This window comes from Litorilituus sediminis, assembly GCF_004295665.1.
GTDB lineage: Bacteria > Pseudomonadota > Gammaproteobacteria > Enterobacterales > Alteromonadaceae > Colwellia > Colwellia sediminis.
Window position 1 is genome coordinate 3,301,406 of sequence record NZ_CP034759.1, and the last position, 18,538, is coordinate 3,319,943.

At 39.5% G+C, this 18,538-nt stretch carries 13 protein-coding genes; 9 read left to right on the plus strand and 4 right to left on the minus strand.

The window, feature by feature from the left end; all coding sequences use genetic code 11:
* Window positions 1-20: 20 nt before the first annotated feature.
* On the minus strand, window positions 21-2,324 hold the full coding sequence (locus tag EMK97_RS14665) for a S9 family peptidase (RefSeq protein ID WP_130603444.1): 2,304 nt from the start codon (window positions 2,322-2,324) through the stop codon (window positions 21-23).
* 250 nt (window positions 2,325-2,574) lie between these two features.
* On the opposite strand from EMK97_RS14665, the gene EMK97_RS14670 reads away from it, so the two are divergent.
* From EMK97_RS14670 to EMK97_RS14695, 5 genes are all read left to right on the plus strand, one after another.
* Window positions 2,575-3,519: an ABC transporter ATP-binding protein gene (locus EMK97_RS14670; RefSeq protein ID WP_130603446.1), complete on the plus strand. Its 945-nt coding sequence runs from the start codon at window positions 2,575-2,577 to the stop codon at window positions 3,517-3,519.
* On the plus strand, window positions 3,520-4,284 hold the full coding sequence (locus EMK97_RS14675; protein ID WP_130603448.1) for an ABC transporter permease: 765 nt from the start codon (window positions 3,520-3,522) through the stop codon (window positions 4,282-4,284). It begins immediately after the preceding gene.
* A 1-nt stretch (window position 4,285) separates the two neighbouring features.
* Window positions 4,286-5,023, plus strand: a complete 738-nt coding sequence (gene trmB, locus EMK97_RS14680) for a tRNA (guanine(46)-N(7))-methyltransferase TrmB (protein WP_246028802.1) — start codon at window positions 4,286-4,288, stop codon at window positions 5,021-5,023.
* Between the two features lie 759 nt (window positions 5,024-5,782).
* Window positions 5,783-7,264, plus strand: a complete 1,482-nt coding sequence (locus EMK97_RS14690) for a gluzincin family metallopeptidase (RefSeq protein ID WP_130603450.1) — start codon at window positions 5,783-5,785, stop codon at window positions 7,262-7,264.
* A gap of 117 nt (window positions 7,265-7,381) precedes the next feature.
* Window positions 7,382-8,122, plus strand: coding sequence for a substrate-binding periplasmic protein (locus EMK97_RS14695; RefSeq protein WP_130603452.1), 741 nt, complete (start codon window positions 7,382-7,384; stop codon window positions 8,120-8,122).
* A gap of 34 nt (window positions 8,123-8,156) precedes the next feature.
* Here the strand turns inward: EMK97_RS14695 and EMK97_RS14700 are convergent, their stop codons facing one another.
* A complete protein-coding gene (locus tag EMK97_RS14700; protein WP_246028803.1) occupies window positions 8,157-8,996 on the minus strand; it encodes a DUF417 family protein in 840 nt (279 codons plus the stop codon).
* A 373-nt stretch (window positions 8,997-9,369) separates the two neighbouring features.
* On the opposite strand from EMK97_RS14700, the gene EMK97_RS14705 reads away from it, so the two are divergent.
* Window positions 9,370-11,412, plus strand: a complete 2,043-nt coding sequence (locus EMK97_RS14705; protein WP_246028804.1) for a hypothetical protein — start codon at window positions 9,370-9,372, stop codon at window positions 11,410-11,412.
* 58 nt (window positions 11,413-11,470) lie between these two features.
* Here EMK97_RS14705 and EMK97_RS14710 read toward each other — a convergent pair whose 3' ends face one another.
* Together EMK97_RS14710 and EMK97_RS14715 are read right to left on the minus strand one after the other, a co-directional pair.
* Window positions 11,471-12,043: a class GN sortase gene (locus tag EMK97_RS14710; RefSeq protein WP_130603454.1), complete on the minus strand. Its 573-nt coding sequence runs from the start codon at window positions 12,041-12,043 to the stop codon at window positions 11,471-11,473.
* On the minus strand, window positions 12,040-14,217 hold the full coding sequence (locus EMK97_RS14715) for a marine proteobacterial sortase target protein (protein WP_170176776.1): 2,178 nt from the start codon (window positions 14,215-14,217) through the stop codon (window positions 12,040-12,042). Before EMK97_RS14715 ends, EMK97_RS14710 begins: the two co-directional genes overlap by 4 nt.
* 179 nt (window positions 14,218-14,396) lie before the next feature.
* Between EMK97_RS14715 and EMK97_RS14720 the strand changes: the two genes are divergently transcribed.
* The 3 genes from EMK97_RS14720 to EMK97_RS14730 all read left to right on the plus strand — a co-directional run bounded on the left by EMK97_RS14720 (window position 14,397) and on the right by EMK97_RS14730 (window position 18,531).
* Window positions 14,397-14,828 carry a VF530 family protein gene (locus tag EMK97_RS14720; RefSeq protein WP_130603458.1) on the plus strand — a complete coding sequence of 144 codons (432 nt, stop codon included), beginning with the start codon at window positions 14,397-14,399 and terminating at the stop codon, window positions 14,826-14,828.
* A 75-nt stretch (window positions 14,829-14,903) separates the two neighbouring features.
* A complete protein-coding gene (locus tag EMK97_RS14725; RefSeq protein WP_130603460.1) occupies window positions 14,904-16,961 on the plus strand; it encodes a sensor domain-containing protein in 2,058 nt (685 codons plus the stop codon).
* Window positions 16,945-18,531: a bacteriohemerythrin gene (locus tag EMK97_RS14730; protein WP_130603462.1), complete on the plus strand. Its 1,587-nt coding sequence runs from the start codon at window positions 16,945-16,947 to the stop codon at window positions 18,529-18,531. The genes EMK97_RS14725 and EMK97_RS14730 overlap by 17 nt, the downstream gene beginning before the upstream one ends.
* Window positions 18,532-18,538: the final 7 nt, after the last annotated feature.

An 18,538-nucleotide genomic window follows, 5' to 3' on the forward strand; every position in this document is an offset into this window, starting at 1 on the left:
TTTGTATTTTGTGGTAGGTATTATTTAGCTAATAAGTGCTCTTTAAAGAAGTTAGTTTTCATGGTTTTGTAATGCAAGGTAGTGCCTTCGCCTTCACGCAAGCTATGGCTGCGATTAGGGTACGACATAAACTCAAACTGCTTATTGTGTTTGATTAATTCGTTAATTAATCGTTCTGCACCTTGGTAATGTACATTGTCATCTCCTGTGCCGTGTACCAGTAATAATTCACCTTTTAGGTTATGGGCATGAGTGATTGGTGAGCCTTGCTTGTAACCTTCAGCGTGATCTTCTAACAGGCCAGAGTAACGCTCTTGGTAGATGGTATCGTACAGTAATTGATCGGCAACTGGGGCTGATGAAATACCGACATGATATTGCTCAGGGTATCTAAACAGCATGTTTAAAGTCATAGAACCGCCGCCTGAATGTCCCCAAATGCCAACACGGTCAGTATCAATATAAGACCAACGTTTTGCCATGGCTTTTAAAGCATCGCTTTGATCCCGTGATGATAAAATGCCAACGCCACCGTAAATTGATTTACGCCAGTCACGACCTTTTGGTGCGCGAGTGCCGCGGTTATCAATTGATGCCACGATAAAGCCTTGCTGAGTTAGCATTTGATCCCAAATAAAGGCATTGCCGCGCCATTTATCTTGTACCGTTTGTCCCCAAGCTTCACCGTATACGTAGAAAAGAATTGGGTATTTTTTACTGGCGTCAAAGTTAGCTGGGCGAGTAATATAGCCATCTAACACGACACCGTCTTGCGCTGTAACTTGGAAAAACTCTGTTGGCGCTACATCCATTTTGGCTAATTTAGCGTTAAGCTTTTCATTAGTCATTAAGGTGTGCTTTTTCTGGTGCCGGCTATTCGGCTTAGCGGATACATTCACTAAATATTTTGATGTAGGTGTAGCAAAGCTTGAGTGACTATGGATGGCCCAGCTACCATCACTGGACATTTGATAACGGTTAAAACCAGCATATTCTTTTGGCGTGACGCGTTGATTACTTAAACTGCCGTCTAATTTACTGCGATATAGGTAGCGCTGGGCAACGTTATCTGGCGAGGCAATAAAGTACAGCCAGCCATTTTCTTCATCAACGGCTTTAATGTCAGTAATATCAAAGTCACCTTTGGTTAAGTTTATGACAGTTTTGCCATCACGTGAGATATTGTACAGATGACGCCAGCCGCTGCGCTCGCTGGTCCAGATAAAGTTTTTGCCATTGTTTATCCAGCGGGCATCATCAAAGAAGTCAAGAAAGTGCTCTTCTTGCTCGGTAATAACAAGCTTACTATTGCCGGTTTCTGCATTGGTTAGATACAAGCGATTAATATCTTGTTTGCGGGTAACATGCTGAACCAGTACTTCTTCGCTATTACCTGACCAATTCATGCGTGGAATATACATATTGCGTGAATTGTTTGGCAGCTTAGCCCACGTGGTTTGCTTGTCGGCTATATCGACAATACCTACGTTTGCCAAAGCGTTGGTTTCGCCGACTTTAGGGTAAGGGAACTTGGTTAGGGTAGGGTATAAAGAATCAGTATTATTGATCATAATAAAGTCTTTACTGCCGCTGGTATCTAGCTGCCAGTAAGCTATCTTCTTGCCGTTTGGGCTCCAGCGAAAACCATCACGAATAATAAACTCTTCTTCATAAACCCAATCAAAGACACCGTTGATAATGCCATTGCCGGCGCTGTCGGTTAGTTGAGTGACTTGCATTGAGCTCAAGTCTTGCACATAAATGTTGTTGTGCAATACATAGGCAACTTTGCTGGCATCTGGCGAGAATTTAGCAAACATTAACTGGCTAGCGGGTACATCTTTGCCGCCTAATTGCACGAGTTTGTTGCTTTTTAGATCATATAACCAATAATCGCCACGACTGTTTGAGCGCCAAACTTTTTTGCTGTTGGTATAAATTAACAGTTTGTTGCCATCGTTAGAAAAAGCATAGTCATCAATAGTCAGTGCTTCGCTTGCCCCAGCAGGTGTTAACTGTTTCGCGGTAACCAATACTTGCGGTGCTAAAGTGCTGGCATTGTATTGAACAATATCTTCGCCTTCACCGTTTTTACTGGCTTCAACGGCTAAATAACCATCGCCTTTTTCTAACCAGCGAATTTGACCTATGCGATCCGATTTAAAGGCTTTGTCTTGATAAATGCTTTTTAAGGTTAGCGGTTGATTTTTTTCTGCTACGGTATTTTGTTGGTTTGGTAAGGTATTACAGGCAACAAGCGGTAAAGCTAATGCGCTGACAATAAATAATTTGCCGCAAGATTTCTTCAGATGATTGGTAAACATGCATTTTCCTTTAGCTGCTTTAACTTAGGTAAGCAATAATGAGGGCGTACCCTAGGTGATTATTTTGCTAAGCACTATAAATTGTATACTTAATTGGCACAAGAGCAGCTATAAGCATAGTCGATGAATAGCCTGAGTTTTCTGATAGATGGTTATTTGGTGTGAGCAATTATCATTTGCTCGCTATTGAAATTATCTGCATTGACTCCATATTAAGAGTCCACTTAGTTATTTTGTATCAGGTAAAACTATGACCTATGCGTTAGAAATTAGCGGCTTAAAGAAGGTTTATAAAGGCGGTTTTCAGGCACTGAAAGGCATTGAGCTTAAAGTTCAGCAAGGAGATTTTTTTGCTTTGCTTGGGCCAAACGGTGCTGGTAAATCAACTTCAATTGGTGTGATAACTTCTTTAGTTAATAAAACTCAAGGTCAGGTTAAGGTTTATGGCCATGATATAGACCTTGAACTTGATAAGGCGAAAAGCTGTATTGGTTTAGTGCCGCAAGAATTTAACTTTAATCAATTTGAGCCGCTCACTAAAATACTAATCAACCAAGCAGGTTATTATGGCGTTGATAGAAAAACCGCTATGGTACGTGCTGAAAAATACCTAAAGCAGCTTGAGTTATGGGATAAACGTAACGAACCTGCGCGCGCTTTATCAGGTGGTATGAAGCGTCGTTTAATGATAGCCCGTGCTTTAATGCATGAGCCAAAAATGCTGATTTTAGATGAGCCAACGGCGGGGGTTGATATAGAAATACGCCGCGCTATGTGGGATTTCTTACGTGAATTAAACAAGCAAGGTATTACCATTATTTTAACGACTCATTATTTGGAAGAAGCAGAAATGCTGTGTCGAAATATTGCCATTATTGATGGCGGTAAAATTGTTGAGCACACCACCATGAAAGGCTTACTTGCGCAATTAGACACTGAAACCTTTGTCTTAGATTTAGTGCCCGTTAAAGGGGAGGTGACGTTAAGCGGTGTTGAATCGCGCTTACTTGATGATCACACCTTAGAAGTAGATTTAAATAAAAACCAAGCGTTAAATCAGGTGTTTACTCAGTTATCAGAGCAAGGCATAGAGGTGCTTAGTATGCGCAATAAAAGTAATCGTTTAGAGGCCTTGTTTGTTAACCTGATTAATGAACAAGCCGCTGAATCATCAACACAAGAGGTGACAGCCTAAATGAATAACAGCATCGCTTTAAAAAGTATTTTACATAAAGAAATTCATCGCTTTATGCGTATTTGGGTACAAACCTTAGTACCACCGGCCATTACCATTAGTTTGTACTTTGTTATTTTTGGCTCGTTAATTGGCAAGCGCATTGGTGAAATGGGCGGCTTTGATTATATGTCGTTTATTGTGCCCGGCTTAATTATGATGAGTGTGATCACTAACTCTTATTCTAATGTGGCTTCATCGTTTTTTAGTGCAAAGTGGCAGCGTAACGTCGAAGAAATGCTGGTTGCGCCTGTGCCAAATTGGGTGATTGTTGCCGGTTATGTCGGTGGCGGTATGTGCCGTGGCATGCTAGTTGGCCTCATTGTTACTTTAGTGTCTTTATTGTTTGTTGATATTCAAGTACATAATATTTGGGTTATTATTGCTACTGTCAGTTTAACCTCAGCAACCTTTGCTTTAGGCGGTTTAATTAACGCCATTTTTGCTGGCAGTTTTGATGATATTTCTATTATTCCAACCTTTGTCTTAACGCCATTAACTTATTTAGGCGGAGTGTTTTACTCGATTAGTTTATTGCCCGAATTTTGGCAAGGTGTCTCGCAAGCCAACCCGATTGTTTATATGGTTAATGCCTTTAGGTATGGCTTTTTGGGGATTTCTGATGTCAATTTAGTTACGGCATTTGCTGTAATTGGCTTTTTTATCGTGACCTTGTTTGTTACGGCTATGGTATTAATTAACAAAGGTATAGGGTTAAGAAGTTAATATGAGTTCGCAAGATTGCAATGATATGTTGGGTGATTCAAAGGCCATTGTTACCAATCAACCCGGTATACATGAAAAGTTAGATGAAATTGTCGCAAAACATTTAAGTCATGAATTTAAAAAGCCCTACCAAGCACATACGCAAGCAGCTTTTGATGAAATGAATGCCTTAGTACAGGCATTTTTGGCGAAAAATCCTCAAGGTGAAGTGATACTGGATGCTTGCTGTGGCGTTGGTCAAAGTACGCGTTTACTTGCTAAGCAAAATCCAAACGGCTTGGTCATTGGTGTAGATAAATCAGCACATCGTATTAACCGCAATGTCGAAGATCATCAACATGCCGATAGTTACCAGGCTGATAATTATCACTTGGTGCGCGCTGATTTGAATGATTTTTATCGTTTGGTTAAAGCGGCTAACTGGCCAGTAAGCAAACACTATATTTTATATCCAAATCCTTGGCCAAAGTCGAAGCATATTCAACGTCGCTGGCATGGCAGTGCAGTGTTCCCGCAAATGACCAGCATAGGCCAACAGCTGATATTACGCAGTAATTGGCGCTTGTACCTAGAGGAGTTTCAACAAGCGGCAGGTCAGGTTGGTTTATTGGGTGATATTAGCTTAGTTGAGCATGAGAGTGACTCGCAAGAGCCAGCATTAACGCCTTTTGAAGCCAAGTATTTAGCGAGCGGACAAAACTGCTATCAGCTAAAGCTTTCGCGTAAAAGTAGTGATTAAATTCACCAATAGCTAGTCAAATTCACTAAAAGCCACTCACTTAACTGAGTGGCTTTTTATTTTATTTATATAAATCAATGCGTTGAGTTTTTGGTATAAGGCTTGCTCTAGTCAACCTAAGTTAGACAGATAGCATTAACCCCTTTTAATCAATTGCGATAAAGGTTAATGCAGTAAAGGAGTAATCATGACAGATATTAAAAACAAGGTATTAAAAAGTGCTTTTGCAACTGTGTTAGTGTTACAAGCGGCATTAATTTACGCAGCATCTTGGCTGTAGCTTGTTTGCTGATAGCAATACCATTAATCAGCTACAAATATTGTTTATGGCATAATTGATTTGTTTTTGTACGTTTGTTCTGTCATACCAATTTGATTAAATATTTAGTCACTTAGAGTTACAAGAATAGCATCAGAACAAACAAGATTTATGAAGATATAGTCGTTCTACATCAAATAAATATTGTGCAGTTATTATGTTATTCTTGTACTCCCGAAGGGCGAGTTTAAAAGGCTTATATGCCGCGTTGCTAATTTTAACAAGGACGCTGCATGGATGCAGCTTATTAGAGAGTGCAGGAGCATATTCTCCTGAATAACCATTATTTGCAATTAGCGCCTTGCCTATAAGCCTTTTAACTCTCGCTAAATGATCAAATACTTAATCAATTTGGTATAAGATAATCGCTTGTAATACTTATTAAAAATTACTATGTTGTTTACTCCTCATAAGAAGTGCATGTAGTCTAAGGAGTATTCATGCGACACTTTGCTTTAAATAAAGTTTTACCTTGTGTGTTGGTTTCATTGCTAAGTGCTTGTGGCGGTAGCGGCGGCGGTGATGACTCTTCAAGCGACGCTAACTTGCCTGATCTGACGCCAAGTGAGTACGCTGGTACATTTAAAGATGCCAATCAAACCGGTATTTTTTATAACAATACCAATGCGCCGCAAAACTTTGGTTGGAATGGCGAGCATTGTGCCAATAATGCTAATAGCCGCTATTACGAAACGGACAACGCATTAATTTATGGTCAAGAGTCCTTGCCCGAAAGTGATTTTACCCAAGCGGCACAGTGGGTTGAAACTGGGCTAAAAGCGGCAACTTCGGCATTTACCATTTCTAATAGTGAATATTTTGATAGCAGGCAAAGATATTCCCCACTTGTGGTGAACGCTTTTCTTTCAATGGCCAGCGGCTCTATTGAAAAGCAGCGAGTTTTCAATCCCCATATTTATGTGTATGCCGAAATGGTGAGCGCAGGTACATTAACTGAGCAAGATAAAAGCTATGTTGAAGGGCAATTACGTGCTTTGGTTTATATAAACAATTCAGGCGTTAACTCATATCACTCAGAGTTACTTGCGCTTTTGCCTCAAAACTACGCTAGCTTAAGTCAAGATGAACAATTGTTGTCGATTGTCGACGGGATTAATCAAATTGCCAGCGATGAAAGTGAGCTGGCAGTTACCTCTGAATACTTAGTTAATATGACTCTGCCAAATGATTTTGATTTATGGGCCGATCGAAGTTATTTTCAGCCGATGGAAAGCCGTGATTCACGGCCATTGGAAAACTATTTATATGCAGAGTTTGTTAAGTTATCTCGCGCTGAACAAGAAGCAGCATTAGCACATTTTAATGCCAAATTACCCTATGTATCGAGTATAGATGAGGCTATTTATCAAGATAAAATTTATGTGTGCTTAACCAATAACAACTCAAATATTGGCTGGGGTGAAGGTACTAATTTAGGTATTTCTTTCTCTGCTCCGTCGGTGTTTAGTCGTCAAAATCCGCAACAAGTGGTCGTTCATGAGCTTATTCATACTATTCAAATGGCATATACTAGCTCACCATACACCTTTAGCCACTTACCTCGCTGGTTGTTAGAAGGCCAAGCAGTTTATTTAAGTGGTCAAACGGTAGCAAGTAAGTCGCAACATGCTAATTACGAGCCGTTATCGGTCAATTCATTTTCTGATGAATATGGCGATGCCAGTGAAGCGTACCAACACTATGGCTTAGCTTATTCTTATATTCATGAGAATTCAGGCTTAGCTAATATTAAAGGCTTGTTTTCGGCTATGCATGGTAAATACTCAGGGGAAAGTTTTTCGACTAACTATTCATGGGTGTTTGCGCAAAGCTTTGCTAATTATATGCAAGATCATCATCAACAAGCGTTAGATTACACGCGCTATGCTAGTGACTATCATACTTTAATTGGCACTTGGTAGTTAATTCAATTGGTGTAAGATAAGCAAGGTGATAGCTTATCACCTTGCTTATCTTATAAATTTTGTTTTTAATTAGTAGGGTAATATCTTTTCTCTTTTTTTCGCTTGTAGGACTCTATGGTAAAGTACTGGTTAATTTTTTTATTGCTTTGTCCTACGGCATTTGCAGCTCAAGCTAAAGCTAAAATGACGGTTTATGCGTATCATCTGCAGCCTCCTTTGATTATTGATATTGATAACCAAACTGGCTTGTATTTTGATTTTGTTCGTCAGTTAAATAAGCTGAGCGATAATTATCAATTTGAGTTAGCTTTTGTACCAAGAAAGCGCCTTGAAGCCATGTTACAGCGAGATGAGATGCCAGGAATTTTGTTAGGCGTGAATCCTAAGTGGTTTAAGGATAAAGCTGAACAAAAATATCTGTGGACCAGCACGGTATTTACCGACCGCGATGAAATTGTCTCATTAAAAGCAACCCCACTAGAATATCAGTCACCTGACTCATTAAAGGGCAAAGTGATAGGGGGTGTTCGCGGCTTTTATTACGCAGGTATTAATGAGTTAGTGGCTGGCGGTAAGGTGAGTCGTGTCGATACCGCGGGTGAAGCAGCGCTATTAACTATGTTAACTAAAGGGCGTGTTGATGCCGCTATTATTGGCCGCTCTATGTATGATTACTTAGTAAAAGGCTCAGCCTTGGGAAATACCTTTCATTTATCTGAAAAGCCGCATGATAGCTATAATCGACGCGTACTTGTGCCTAAATCTCAACGGGCTATCTTTAGTCACTTGCAAGCACTGATCACTGAGCTTGATCAGGACTGCTTATGGCAGTTGGCACTTAAGCAGTATCAATAGTGTTACCTGAACTGTAGCCACTTATTTACAATGGCTAATTGCTAGCCTTGTTAGTCAGACCTTGTCGGTTTAGCTGATAAAACATAATAAGGTTGGCAATAAACCATAAATCTTTGATTAAAAAGTGCCCGCCAGTAGAGAGTAGAGTTTCAGCAGACAGAGCACCAGACCAAGTGATTAAGAAGGTTTGGGTTACTACGAAAACAGCACCAGACATCAACAATGCTGGCCAGAGTAATTTTGGCTTGTAGATAGCAGCAATTAATAACAGCAGTGCCATAATATCGTAAACACCAATAATGTTTGAGGTGGTTTGTACATCCCACAATAGGTACATCCATGACATTAAGGGTGAACTTTGCACTAAATCCTCTATGCCTTTTGCTTCAAGCGCGGTAAATTTCATGCCGCCAATCCACAAAAGCACAATAACCACAGGCAAAATAGCTAACCACTGTTGGCTTTTATTTGCCAGCTTATTGCTGGTAAGTAAGATACCTATGGATAGTAAAGCAAAGTATTTTATTACCCCTTGCCCTGAGCCTATGACTGGAAAACCACCTAAAGATTCAATCCACATGCTGGCAGAGAATAAACTCAACAATGGCACTGCACTCATTATAATAAGTAACACGGCTAAAGCTTTGTTTAACTCAGGTTTTTTTATGCACATGATACTTAGCAGAGCACAAAATATAAATATAGCTCCAGCTAGATAACTAAAGGCATTGCCACTTAATAGTTTTGTTAGGTGGTAGAAATCTGTGGTTAATAATAACTGCTTATGATGCCCCATAAGTAGCACGCTTAATCCTAGTAGCATGGTTGAAATGGCGATTAGCCCTAGGACTAGATTATTTTTGCTTGCTGTCATCTTAAATTATTCATTGATGTATAAGGTGACAGTATAGACCTGCAAGGAAGCGTTTTTAGTTCAAAAAGTCATAAGTTTGCAGTTTGATATTCGATTTCGACAAACTCATGCAGAAAAATAGCTGACACATCAATGCTTGAAATGTCAGTTATAAACAAAGATAAATTAAAAAACCGCTGTCAGCGTTAAGTCTGACCATATAAATACTATAAGTCATATCAGGCTATTAACTTAAATTATAAGGTGTACTCTTTTAAGCTAACTATTTTCTTATTTGCTTATTTTTTAAGAAGCTTTAGTGACTTTATAATAAGTATTGCTCGGTTACTCTTTATACATTAAATCTAACCCGAGGTTTTAATGTGAGGAAGAGATGATGTTAAGAGCCGCCTTGGCTGTTGTTATTGCCAGCCAGTTGTTTTCATGTGCGCAAGATCAACAACCAGTACAAGAAAAAGTCAATGAAAGCGTAAAGTCTGAGTACTTAGATAGCTTGGCAGATACCTTGAGTGATCGCTGGCAATTATCAAGTAATGAGATTAACTGGCAAGTATCTGATAGTCATCAAGATCATCTTGAATTCAGTGGTGAACGTGTTTCTGCCATTATTTACTATGGTAGTGACAGTGCTGGCAAACTCACCTTAAAGCGTAAGTTGGTTTGGCCTATGCTGCGTACCATTCCTAATGATACTCATGCTAGTTTAATTCATGATTTTCCTATTGAAGTATCGCCACAAATATCCCTCAACGGAGAAATTATTGCGCAAGAAACCTTAAAGCAAGTCTCGTTTGATGGCGTATTAACCTTAGTGGGTGAGTTAAGCAATGAGGTCACCTTAACGCGAACCTTGTCACCGAGTACAACAAAGCCGGCGTTAATAGAACAGCTCACTTTTACCAACTGGGGTCAGCAAAGACAACAGCTAAGCATTGGCAGCCTGAACTACTTAGTGAAAACCCCCGCAGATAAAGGTGTTTACGGCAGCTACAGTATTATTGCTCAATCGGATAAATCGGGCGCGTTTGAACTTGCCCCTGGGGAAAGTATTCAAGTTAACAGCCAGTATTTAGCCATTAAGCAAGGGGAAAGCCGAGATATTAATAGTGATATTGAAATTAAAAATCGTCGTGCTTATCTTGCCAGTTTACAAAGTAAACTTCAGTTAGAAACGCCAGATCCTATTCTTAATAATATGTTTAGTTTCGCCAAAATTAGAGCGGCTGAAAGTATTTATAATACCAAAGGTGGCTTGATGCACGGCCCAGGTGGCGGTCGTTATTATGCGGCGATTTGGGCGAATGATCAGGCTGAGTACATTAATCCGTTTTTCCCGTTTTTAGGTGATGTTAATGGTAATGAATCTGCCATAAATAGTTTCCGCCACTTTGCTCGCTTTATGAATGATGAAGGTAAATATATTCCATCATCAATTATTGCTGAAGGCACAGATATTTGGGATGGTGCCGGTGATCGCGGTGATTGCGCCATGATAGCCTATGGCGCAAGTCGCTATGCCCTTGCAAGAGCTGATAAAGTTCAAGCAAAAGCCTTAGTACCGTTAATTGATTGGTGTATTGATTACAGTTTTGCTCAGCAAACCGAAGAGGGCGTTATTGCCTCAGATAGTGATGAATTAGAAGGACGTTTTCCAGCGGGTGATGTTAATTTAAGTACTAATATGCTTACTTATGGCGCTTTAATATCAGGCAGTTATGTACATCAAGAACTAGGCAACGATAGCAAAGCAAATGATTATCAAGCAAGAGCAGCAGCTTTGTTACAAGCTATAAATAGCTATTTTGCTGCGACTGTGCAAGGTTTTGAAACCTATCAATATTATCAAGGTAATGACAAGTTACGTGCCTGGATAGCGCTACCATTTTCTTTTGGCGTGTTTGATCGTAAAGAAGGCACGCTTGCGGCAGTGTTATCTGAACATTTATGGAGTGCCGATGGCATTTATAGTGAAGCAGGTAACAAAACTTTTTGGGATAGAGCTACGCTTTATGCCTTTCGCGGTATTTTTGCTGCCAAAGAAACTGATACCGCCATGCGCTATTTTAAATACTATTCACGTAAACGTTTACTAGGCGAGCATGTACCTTATGCGGTAGAAGCTTGGCCTGAAGGGGATCAGCGTCATTTATCGGCAGAAAGTGCACTGTATGCCCGTGTGGTGACTGAAGGTATCTTTGGTATTGAGCCAACTGGCTTTAAACGTTTTAAGTTAGCACCTTATTTGCCAAGTACGTGGAACCAAATGTGTTTGCGCAAGATACAAGCCTTTGGCGAAAATTTTGATATTTGCTCAAAACGTGATGGCGAGCAATTTAGTATTGAAATTCGCAAAGCTGATGGTAGCGCTGCCATCATACCTTGGGATGGTAATGAGCCAATCGCTTATCAATTCTAGTGGTATTGCCCTGAGCCCTTAATTGCTCAGGGCTTATTAAACCGAGCTCAGGGCTTATTTATCCTGATTCACCTAATAGTTTAGCAGTTATAACATAGCGCATTGTGCCGCCAGCGGTTGAGCTGTCAAAAGGGTAACAGGTGATAAGGATGAGGTTCGGCTGGTTCTCTGCCAAGACAATATCGGTATCAGCTGTGTCGATAATATCGATGTTTTCTACTTGGTAAAGCTGATTGATGCCTTTGGCATTGGTTAAAGAAATAACATCTTTCATAAGTATGTCCTGTAAAAAACTAAAATGACTGTCTTTGTGGCCAGCAATGACCACAGGTGAATGACGGTTTAGTTCGCTATAGCCATGCATTGCCCCGGCTGAAAACGCTAAACTGCTGGGATCTGCGCCTTGTAAAACAATGATTTCTTGATTGAGTCTGGCAAGCTTTAAGCTGGCGATGGCATGCATATCTGCCCAAGGCCAAGGCTTGAATTGGCCGCCTTCTCGTTGTTTTTGCTGCCAGCTATGTTTTATTAGCGCATGGGCTAGCCAAGCCTTAGCTGGTAACCAAGCGCTATAAAGTACTAAGCTCAATGCCAGGGCGCTTAGGCATAGCGGTAGGCTAATGCGTGTCATAGCGTGCCTTTGTTCGCCGCTGAAGATTTTTTACTGATGGCGATACTGCGCCTTGCTTGCATTACCATAGAAATTAGCAACATAAGCAGTCCCGCGTATAACGAAGGTTGCCAATCTAAGGCGGTTTGCGGTACGGGTGTTGCCTTTTTATTGCTAGCTTTGCTCTTAGCGTTCGTTGTGTTTTCATCTGACTGTGCCTGTGTTTGTTCAATAGCAATAAAGCTAGTGTAGGGCGATAGCACTTGATGACTCAGTGATGTAGCAATCACTTGTTGTTTCACTACCTCTTGTGGTGTGCCGGTGACTATACTGTCGAGTAATTCTTCAATTTTGGCATGCGCCCAAATTGGCGTGATACCTAAGCTTTGTTTTTGCTCTGCAAAGCTATGCTCTTGATGCCAAGGTGAGTTTGCTTGCTCGCCAAATACTTGCATGCTATTGGGCATTAATGCGCTTTTAAAGGTGATAAGTAATGGTTCACCTTGGTACAAATCAGGGATCTTTTTTGGGTATTGTTCAATTGAGCCTAAGTGTAAGGGCTGAAATTGCAGCTTAATATCTTTTAATACGGGCTGAGTGATCTTGCCAAGCAAGGCTGACATTTTCTCTTTCACTTCGGTTACCTTGCCTATGTAGGTATAACTACCGCGACCAAACTCCGCTGCTTTACGCATGAAGAAGCCATTAGGCGCAGCGCCTATACCGACAGTGAAAAGTCGTGGAATATCTCGGCTTTGATGTAATAAGCGAAATAAATCCAGTTCATTACTGACGGCGCCATCGGTAATAAAGACAATTTGCTTAATCGCTTTGGCTGTTTGTTCTGCGGCGGATGGCATTTGCAGTGCCTGTGCCAGTGGTTGATACATTTGCGTTCCACCGTTGGCGTTGAGCTTATGAATAAACTCTCTGGCGTGATAAATATTGGCTTGGTTTGCCATAACCGTGCTGTTAAACGCTTGTTGAAAGCGCGATGAAAAGGCGATGATATTAAAGCTATCGGTTGGCGCTAAGGTTTTTAAGGCAAAGAATAGACTTTGCTTAGCTTGCTCAATTGAAGCGCCTTGCATAGAGCCAGAGGTATCAATAATAAAGGTAATGTCTCGGGGAAATTGCGTTGCTTGCTCGGCAAAATCAGCGATGGAATAGGCATTGGTTTGCGTCGGTGGTATTAACATTGCCAGCGCATAAATGGCATTATCTTTCTTCTCTTTAAACACGCTTAATCTTGGCTCATTGCTAGGTGTAGCTTGCCATTGCAAAATAAAATCTTTATCCATAGGGACTTGCACGTTTCCTACGTTAACTTGTGTTATTTGTGAGGCTGGGAAGGGGGAAGATGCCTGTTCGCTATTTTCAATGTTAGTGAGTTTAATTGCATGCGATGGGCTCTTTATTGCTTGCAATTCAACACCAGCATTTAAGCTGACCTTTAGGCTGATATTACCTGGTACCTGCTTAATTTTATTGCTAAAAAAAGCAGGTAATGGTGTTGATAATGTCATGCTGGCATCGAGTGGTTGATACCTCGGCGTGTATGTCATAGGGAAACGTAAGCTAAAAGTATTATCAGCATAATCAATATGTTGAAAATACTTGATAGTGACAGTAATTTGCTCATGAGGGGCAATATTGGCAATTTTATTAGTGAATAAGTTTGCTCTGTGCTGCTCTAGCAAACTGGCTTTTTTGCCTTGTTTTTTCGCTTTTTGAAAAGCGGCCACTGCTTGCGCTTTTTCCATAATCTTACCTTCAATAATGCGATCAGCAATTTGTATATGAAGGTAATTAACGGCGGCGTTATCAGGTAAGGGAAAGGCATATAAGCCATCTAGCTGAGTGTTGTTTGGGTTAATAAAAGACTGAGTCAGGGTAACTGTTGCAACTAGCCCATTGATATCGAATTTAGCATCAGAGTTAACTAATAATGCCGAATGAGCATCACTTGCTGAGCCAAGTAGTAGCTGACCACTTGTTAGCTCATTGAGTATTGCCTGTTTCGTTTGCGAGTTTTGGCGAAACTCAGACGCTGAACTTGAGTTGATAAATAGCACTGCAAAAACAATGGCAGGAATAATGACAATAAGCCATATCAAGGGGGAGCGCTTTTTTTTATAACGATAAAAAGAGTCGTGGTAAATTGAAGGTTTTTCTTTTGCTATTGGCCGTATCACAATAATTCTCCTTAAGTTGGTTCAGAGAATTAAAACAAGCAACTTGGCCTTGCGACTGACGGCATTATGGCAATGTTAAGCGCAAATCAGGCAAAATTATGGCAGGGTGAGCAAAACGGCTATCTATTAACCTTGCTAAAACTTATAATGAGCAAAATTTTGGTGAGCTGAGTAGCAAGATGAAACATAGTGAAGAAGTATATAAGAATAACCCATTACATGGCGTCAGTTTAGAAGACGTTTTAAAACAAATGGTGGCTCATTATGGTTGGGAAATCTTGTATGCATACTTAAATTTAAATTGTTTTAAAACCAAGCCAAGTATTGCTTCCAGCTTAAAGTTTTTGAAGAAAACGGAATGGGCGAAAGAAAAAGTAGAAGCTTTTTATATGTATCAATACAAAAGCTTACCTAAAGCTGATAGCAAGCAATTTGAACTGCCACCGCGTGATCGCATTGTGCCACTGCACCAAAAGGTAGGTGAGCCAAGAGAGTTAAGTTTGGAAGATGCGGAAAACTTGCGCCTTAAACGTGCAAAGAAAACCAGAGAAAAAAATGCTGGCAAAGCTGACCCTTGGGGAAATAAACCTGCTAATCCTTGGGGTAAGTAAGGTTGAAAAATAAGATATTTTTGCTATTAATTTAAGGAGATGATAATAATTCTTCGCTTAAAGGAATAGTAAGCCATGTCTTTACTTAGTACTGCCGTAGCAGCAGAGTTATCAGCTGGTGTAGTAACCATAGATGCAGAACATAATATTGTTGATATAAATCAGCAACTGCTTGCTATGAGCTTTTTTAATCGGGCAGAATTATTAAACGAAAATATTACCTTTTTAGATGATAACTTTTTAACCACACTTAAAAGCCAAAGCAAAGGTTTTGCATTTGGACATTACTTCTCCAGTTTAACAAGAAAAGATGCAGATAAACTACCCGTTGAGGTATGTTTCTTTACTCAACAAATAGCACAAAAGGCGTATATTTTATTAGTGTTTAAGGTAAGTAATTTGCCTGAACAAGCGAAATTTAGCTTTTCTATTTCTGAGCAAATTTTTAATCAGTCAAATGAAGCAATTGTAATTACTAATGCTGACGGCATCATTCAGACTGTTAATCATAGTTTTTACAAAATTACCGGATACACTGAGCTTGAGGTGATAGGCAAAACGCCTGCTATTCTTAATTCTGGTAAACAAGATAAGTATTTTTATCAAAGCTTTTGGCGCGAGCTAAAATCTAAAGGCCATTGGCAAGGAGAAATTTGGAATAAACGAAAAAATGGTGATATCTATCCTGAGTGGTTAAATATCTCTTCTATCCGAGATAAGCATCAGCATATAACTCATTATATTGCGCAATTCACAGATATTAGTGCGCGCAAAAAAACAGAAGAAGAGCGACATTTTCAAGCCTATCATGACTCTTTAACTAGCCTGCCTAACCGTTATCTATTGTTTGAACGGTTAAAACACCTTTGCTCACTCCATCATAGTTCACCTGTACATTTTGCCGTGCTTTTTTGTGATTTAGATCGCTTTAAAGTTATCAATGACACCTTAGGCCATGATGTAGGTGACGCCCTGCTGCAATCGGTGGCTCAGCGCTTTGAAGCTAAGTTACGTAATAATGATTTAATTGCCCGCAGCGGTGGTGATGAGTTTATTGTCGTTATTGAGGGGGAAAAGGCGCTAAGTAATATAGACAAAATATGCCAACAAATTTTATTGCTTTTTGAAGCGCCTTTTCAAACTAAATTTGGTGAATTTAAGATAGGTATCAGTATTGGAGTAAGTCAGTTTGCTAAAGATTCTTATGATATTAGAGAGCTGATTTCTTTTGCTGATGTCGCCATGTCGAAAGTAAAAAACTCAGGCGGTAATCATTACAGCTTATTCGATGCAAGAGAAAAAGCGAAGATCACCCAACGACTTGAGTTAGAGGCAGAAATTTCTACTGCCATAGCAAATAAGAATTTTGAAGTCTGGTATCAACCACAAATTAATACGCTAACTCATGAAGTGTACGGCATTGAATGTTTACTACGCTGGAATCACCCGACTCAAGGCATGATAGGGCCAGATTTATTTATACCGATAGCAGAAGCAAGCGGAGCCATTAAAGAGCTAGGAAGTTTTGTTTTAGAAACTGCCTGCAAGCAATTAAGGCAATGGCGCATTAATAATATTTTTACTGGCATTATGGCTATTAATGTGTCGTTAAGGCAGTTTGAACGCAATGATCTACTTGCCCAGGTAAGGGAAACGTTAATTAAAGAGATGATCCCTGGTGATGCCATAGAACTAGAAGTTACCGAGTCAGTTTTTTCTGAAGGTAATTGTCATCATAGTCCAATATTATCAGCTATTAGAGGGCTTGGAGTGAAAGTAGCGATTGACGATTTTGGCACTGGCTATTCTTCTTTGCAGCGCTTAAAAAATATGCCTATTGATAACGTTAAAATTGATAAGTGCTTTGTTAATAGGATTGTCTACTCTAGAAAAGATGAAGCGATTATTCAGGCGTTAATACTGTTATCAAAAACCTTTAATGTCAGCCTTATTGCTGAAGGGGTTGAAACTAAGCAACAGGCTAAAAAGTTAACTAAGTTAGGCTGCTTTAATCAGCAAGGATACTTTTATAGCAAGCCCTTACCAGCCGAGCAGTTTGAATTATGGTTAACAAATTATCATAAGGAATGTCAGCTATCTAAGTTTGGGGAGAAAAATGAAGCATATGATTAGCGCTAATCAGCCTGATGTGGTGATGATTTATCAAGATAAAGACAGTGTAGAGTCTGCTATAGAGCAGATAATGTCACTAGAGCTTAATTTTAAAACCTATAAGTTCGACACCAACACACTGCATGACATTGTTGAAATGAAGCCGAAAGTGGTTTTGCTATCTTCTAACAATGTGAAAAGCACTATTGAGTTTTATATTGAGTACCTTGAAGAATACGAGCAGAACATTGCCCCGCATAGCGCGATATTATTAATTAATAACCGGGAAACTGCCTGTGCTTATTTAGCGTGTGAAAATGGCTTATTTGATAACTATGCCATTATTAATCCGTTAAATGAGCCATTTAGATTAAAGCTGGTATTACTGCATGAGTTGAAAATAATAGAGAGTCATAAAAATAACAGCATTGAGCGGCTTATTGAAGGTGGAGAGGAGCAACTAGCCTCATGTATTGAACATGGCGTTGCATTAAAGCGCTCTTTTCAGCATCAAGTGCAAAAGTGCGAGAACAATATTGTTGAAGCTGCAAATAAGCTAGAAGATGCAGGAAAAACGAAAGCCGCATTGCAAAATATTGCCGGTATTAGTCTTAATGAAATGAATGATAGCGTTAGTCAAAGTATTGATTCTATTGTAGAACAGTTGATTGAGCTAAAAATCAATAATCAATCGCTTAAGCAAAATATTGAAAGTTATCATGCCCCCAAACGTAAAAGCGCATTAGGGGTTAACCCAAAAGCCTTATCTGATGAACACAGTAAGTCTGCAAGTTATAAAATATTAATCGCAGAGCCTTCAGATTTATTTTCTCGCGTTATTGAGGAGATTTTTGCTGAAACTGTATTTAAGTATTTGCTTGTTAATCGGGGGCGAGAAGCCATCAGCCAAATTGAGGCATTCAAACCTGATGTTGTGTTATTAGCTTACGATTTGCCTGATGTTAGCGGCTTAGATGTTACTAGACATCTAAGAAAAATAGAAAATAATGTCCCTGTTATTGCTTATACCCATGAGCGAGATAAGTCGGTATTAAAACAGTGGATACCTCTTGGGTTAAGTGGCTATTTAGTTAAACCCTCGAAGAAAAGTGCCATTTTAAAAAGTGTTGCTAAAGCCGTGAAAGAACCAGCACATGTGATACATCAGCAACCGGATCCAGCAACGGGAGATATCAGGTGGTTACCTGAATATAGCGTAGGTAATCATGAAATAGATGAACAGCATAAAATGTTGTTTTCTATGATTAATGAATTTTTTCATCAAGAAGGAAAGTCAGCCGCTTTGGCATTGTTTCAAAGCTTAAGCGCTTATATCGATTTACATTTTGATTGTGAAGAAAACTTGTTAAGACAAATTAATTACCCAAACACGACTGAGCATGTGAAAAAGCATGATGAATTAAGGAAAAAGTTTTTACTTATTCAGGAAAAACTTGAGGATTATGATGCCGATGTACATCATAAAATTGGCATTTTCTTGTATAACTGGCTAGCTAAACATATTTTAAAAGCCGATATGGAATTTAGAGAATATGCTTTATCGATAGAAGAGAGTAGTTTTGTTATTTAATTACTTT

Coding starts and splice junctions, on each gene's coding strand:
- EMK97_RS14665 (WP_130603444.1), bottom strand. CDS start 2,324: ATGTTTACCAATCATCTGAAGAAATCTTGCGGCAAATTATTTATTGTC.
- EMK97_RS14670 (WP_130603446.1), top strand. CDS start 2,575: ATGACCTATGCGTTAGAAATTAGCGGCTTAAAGAAGGTTTATAAAGGC.
- EMK97_RS14675 (WP_130603448.1), top strand. CDS start 3,520: ATGAATAACAGCATCGCTTTAAAAAGTATTTTACATAAAGAAATTCAT.
- trmB (WP_246028802.1), top strand. CDS start 4,286: ATGAGTTCGCAAGATTGCAATGATATGTTGGGTGATTCAAAGGCCATT.
- EMK97_RS14690 (WP_130603450.1), top strand. CDS start 5,783: ATGCGACACTTTGCTTTAAATAAAGTTTTACCTTGTGTGTTGGTTTCA.
- EMK97_RS14695 (WP_130603452.1), top strand. CDS start 7,382: ATGGTAAAGTACTGGTTAATTTTTTTATTGCTTTGTCCTACGGCATTT.
- EMK97_RS14700 (WP_246028803.1), bottom strand. CDS start 8,996: ATGACAGCAAGCAAAAATAATCTAGTCCTAGGGCTAATCGCCATTTCA.
- EMK97_RS14705 (WP_246028804.1), top strand. CDS start 9,370: ATGATGTTAAGAGCCGCCTTGGCTGTTGTTATTGCCAGCCAGTTGTTT.
- EMK97_RS14710 (WP_130603454.1), bottom strand. CDS start 12,043: ATGACACGCATTAGCCTACCGCTATGCCTAAGCGCCCTGGCATTGAGC.
- EMK97_RS14720 (WP_130603458.1), top strand. CDS start 14,397: ATGAAACATAGTGAAGAAGTATATAAGAATAACCCATTACATGGCGTC.
- EMK97_RS14725 (WP_130603460.1), top strand. CDS start 14,904: ATGTCTTTACTTAGTACTGCCGTAGCAGCAGAGTTATCAGCTGGTGTA.
- EMK97_RS14730 (WP_130603462.1), top strand. CDS start 16,945: ATGAAGCATATGATTAGCGCTAATCAGCCTGATGTGGTGATGATTTAT.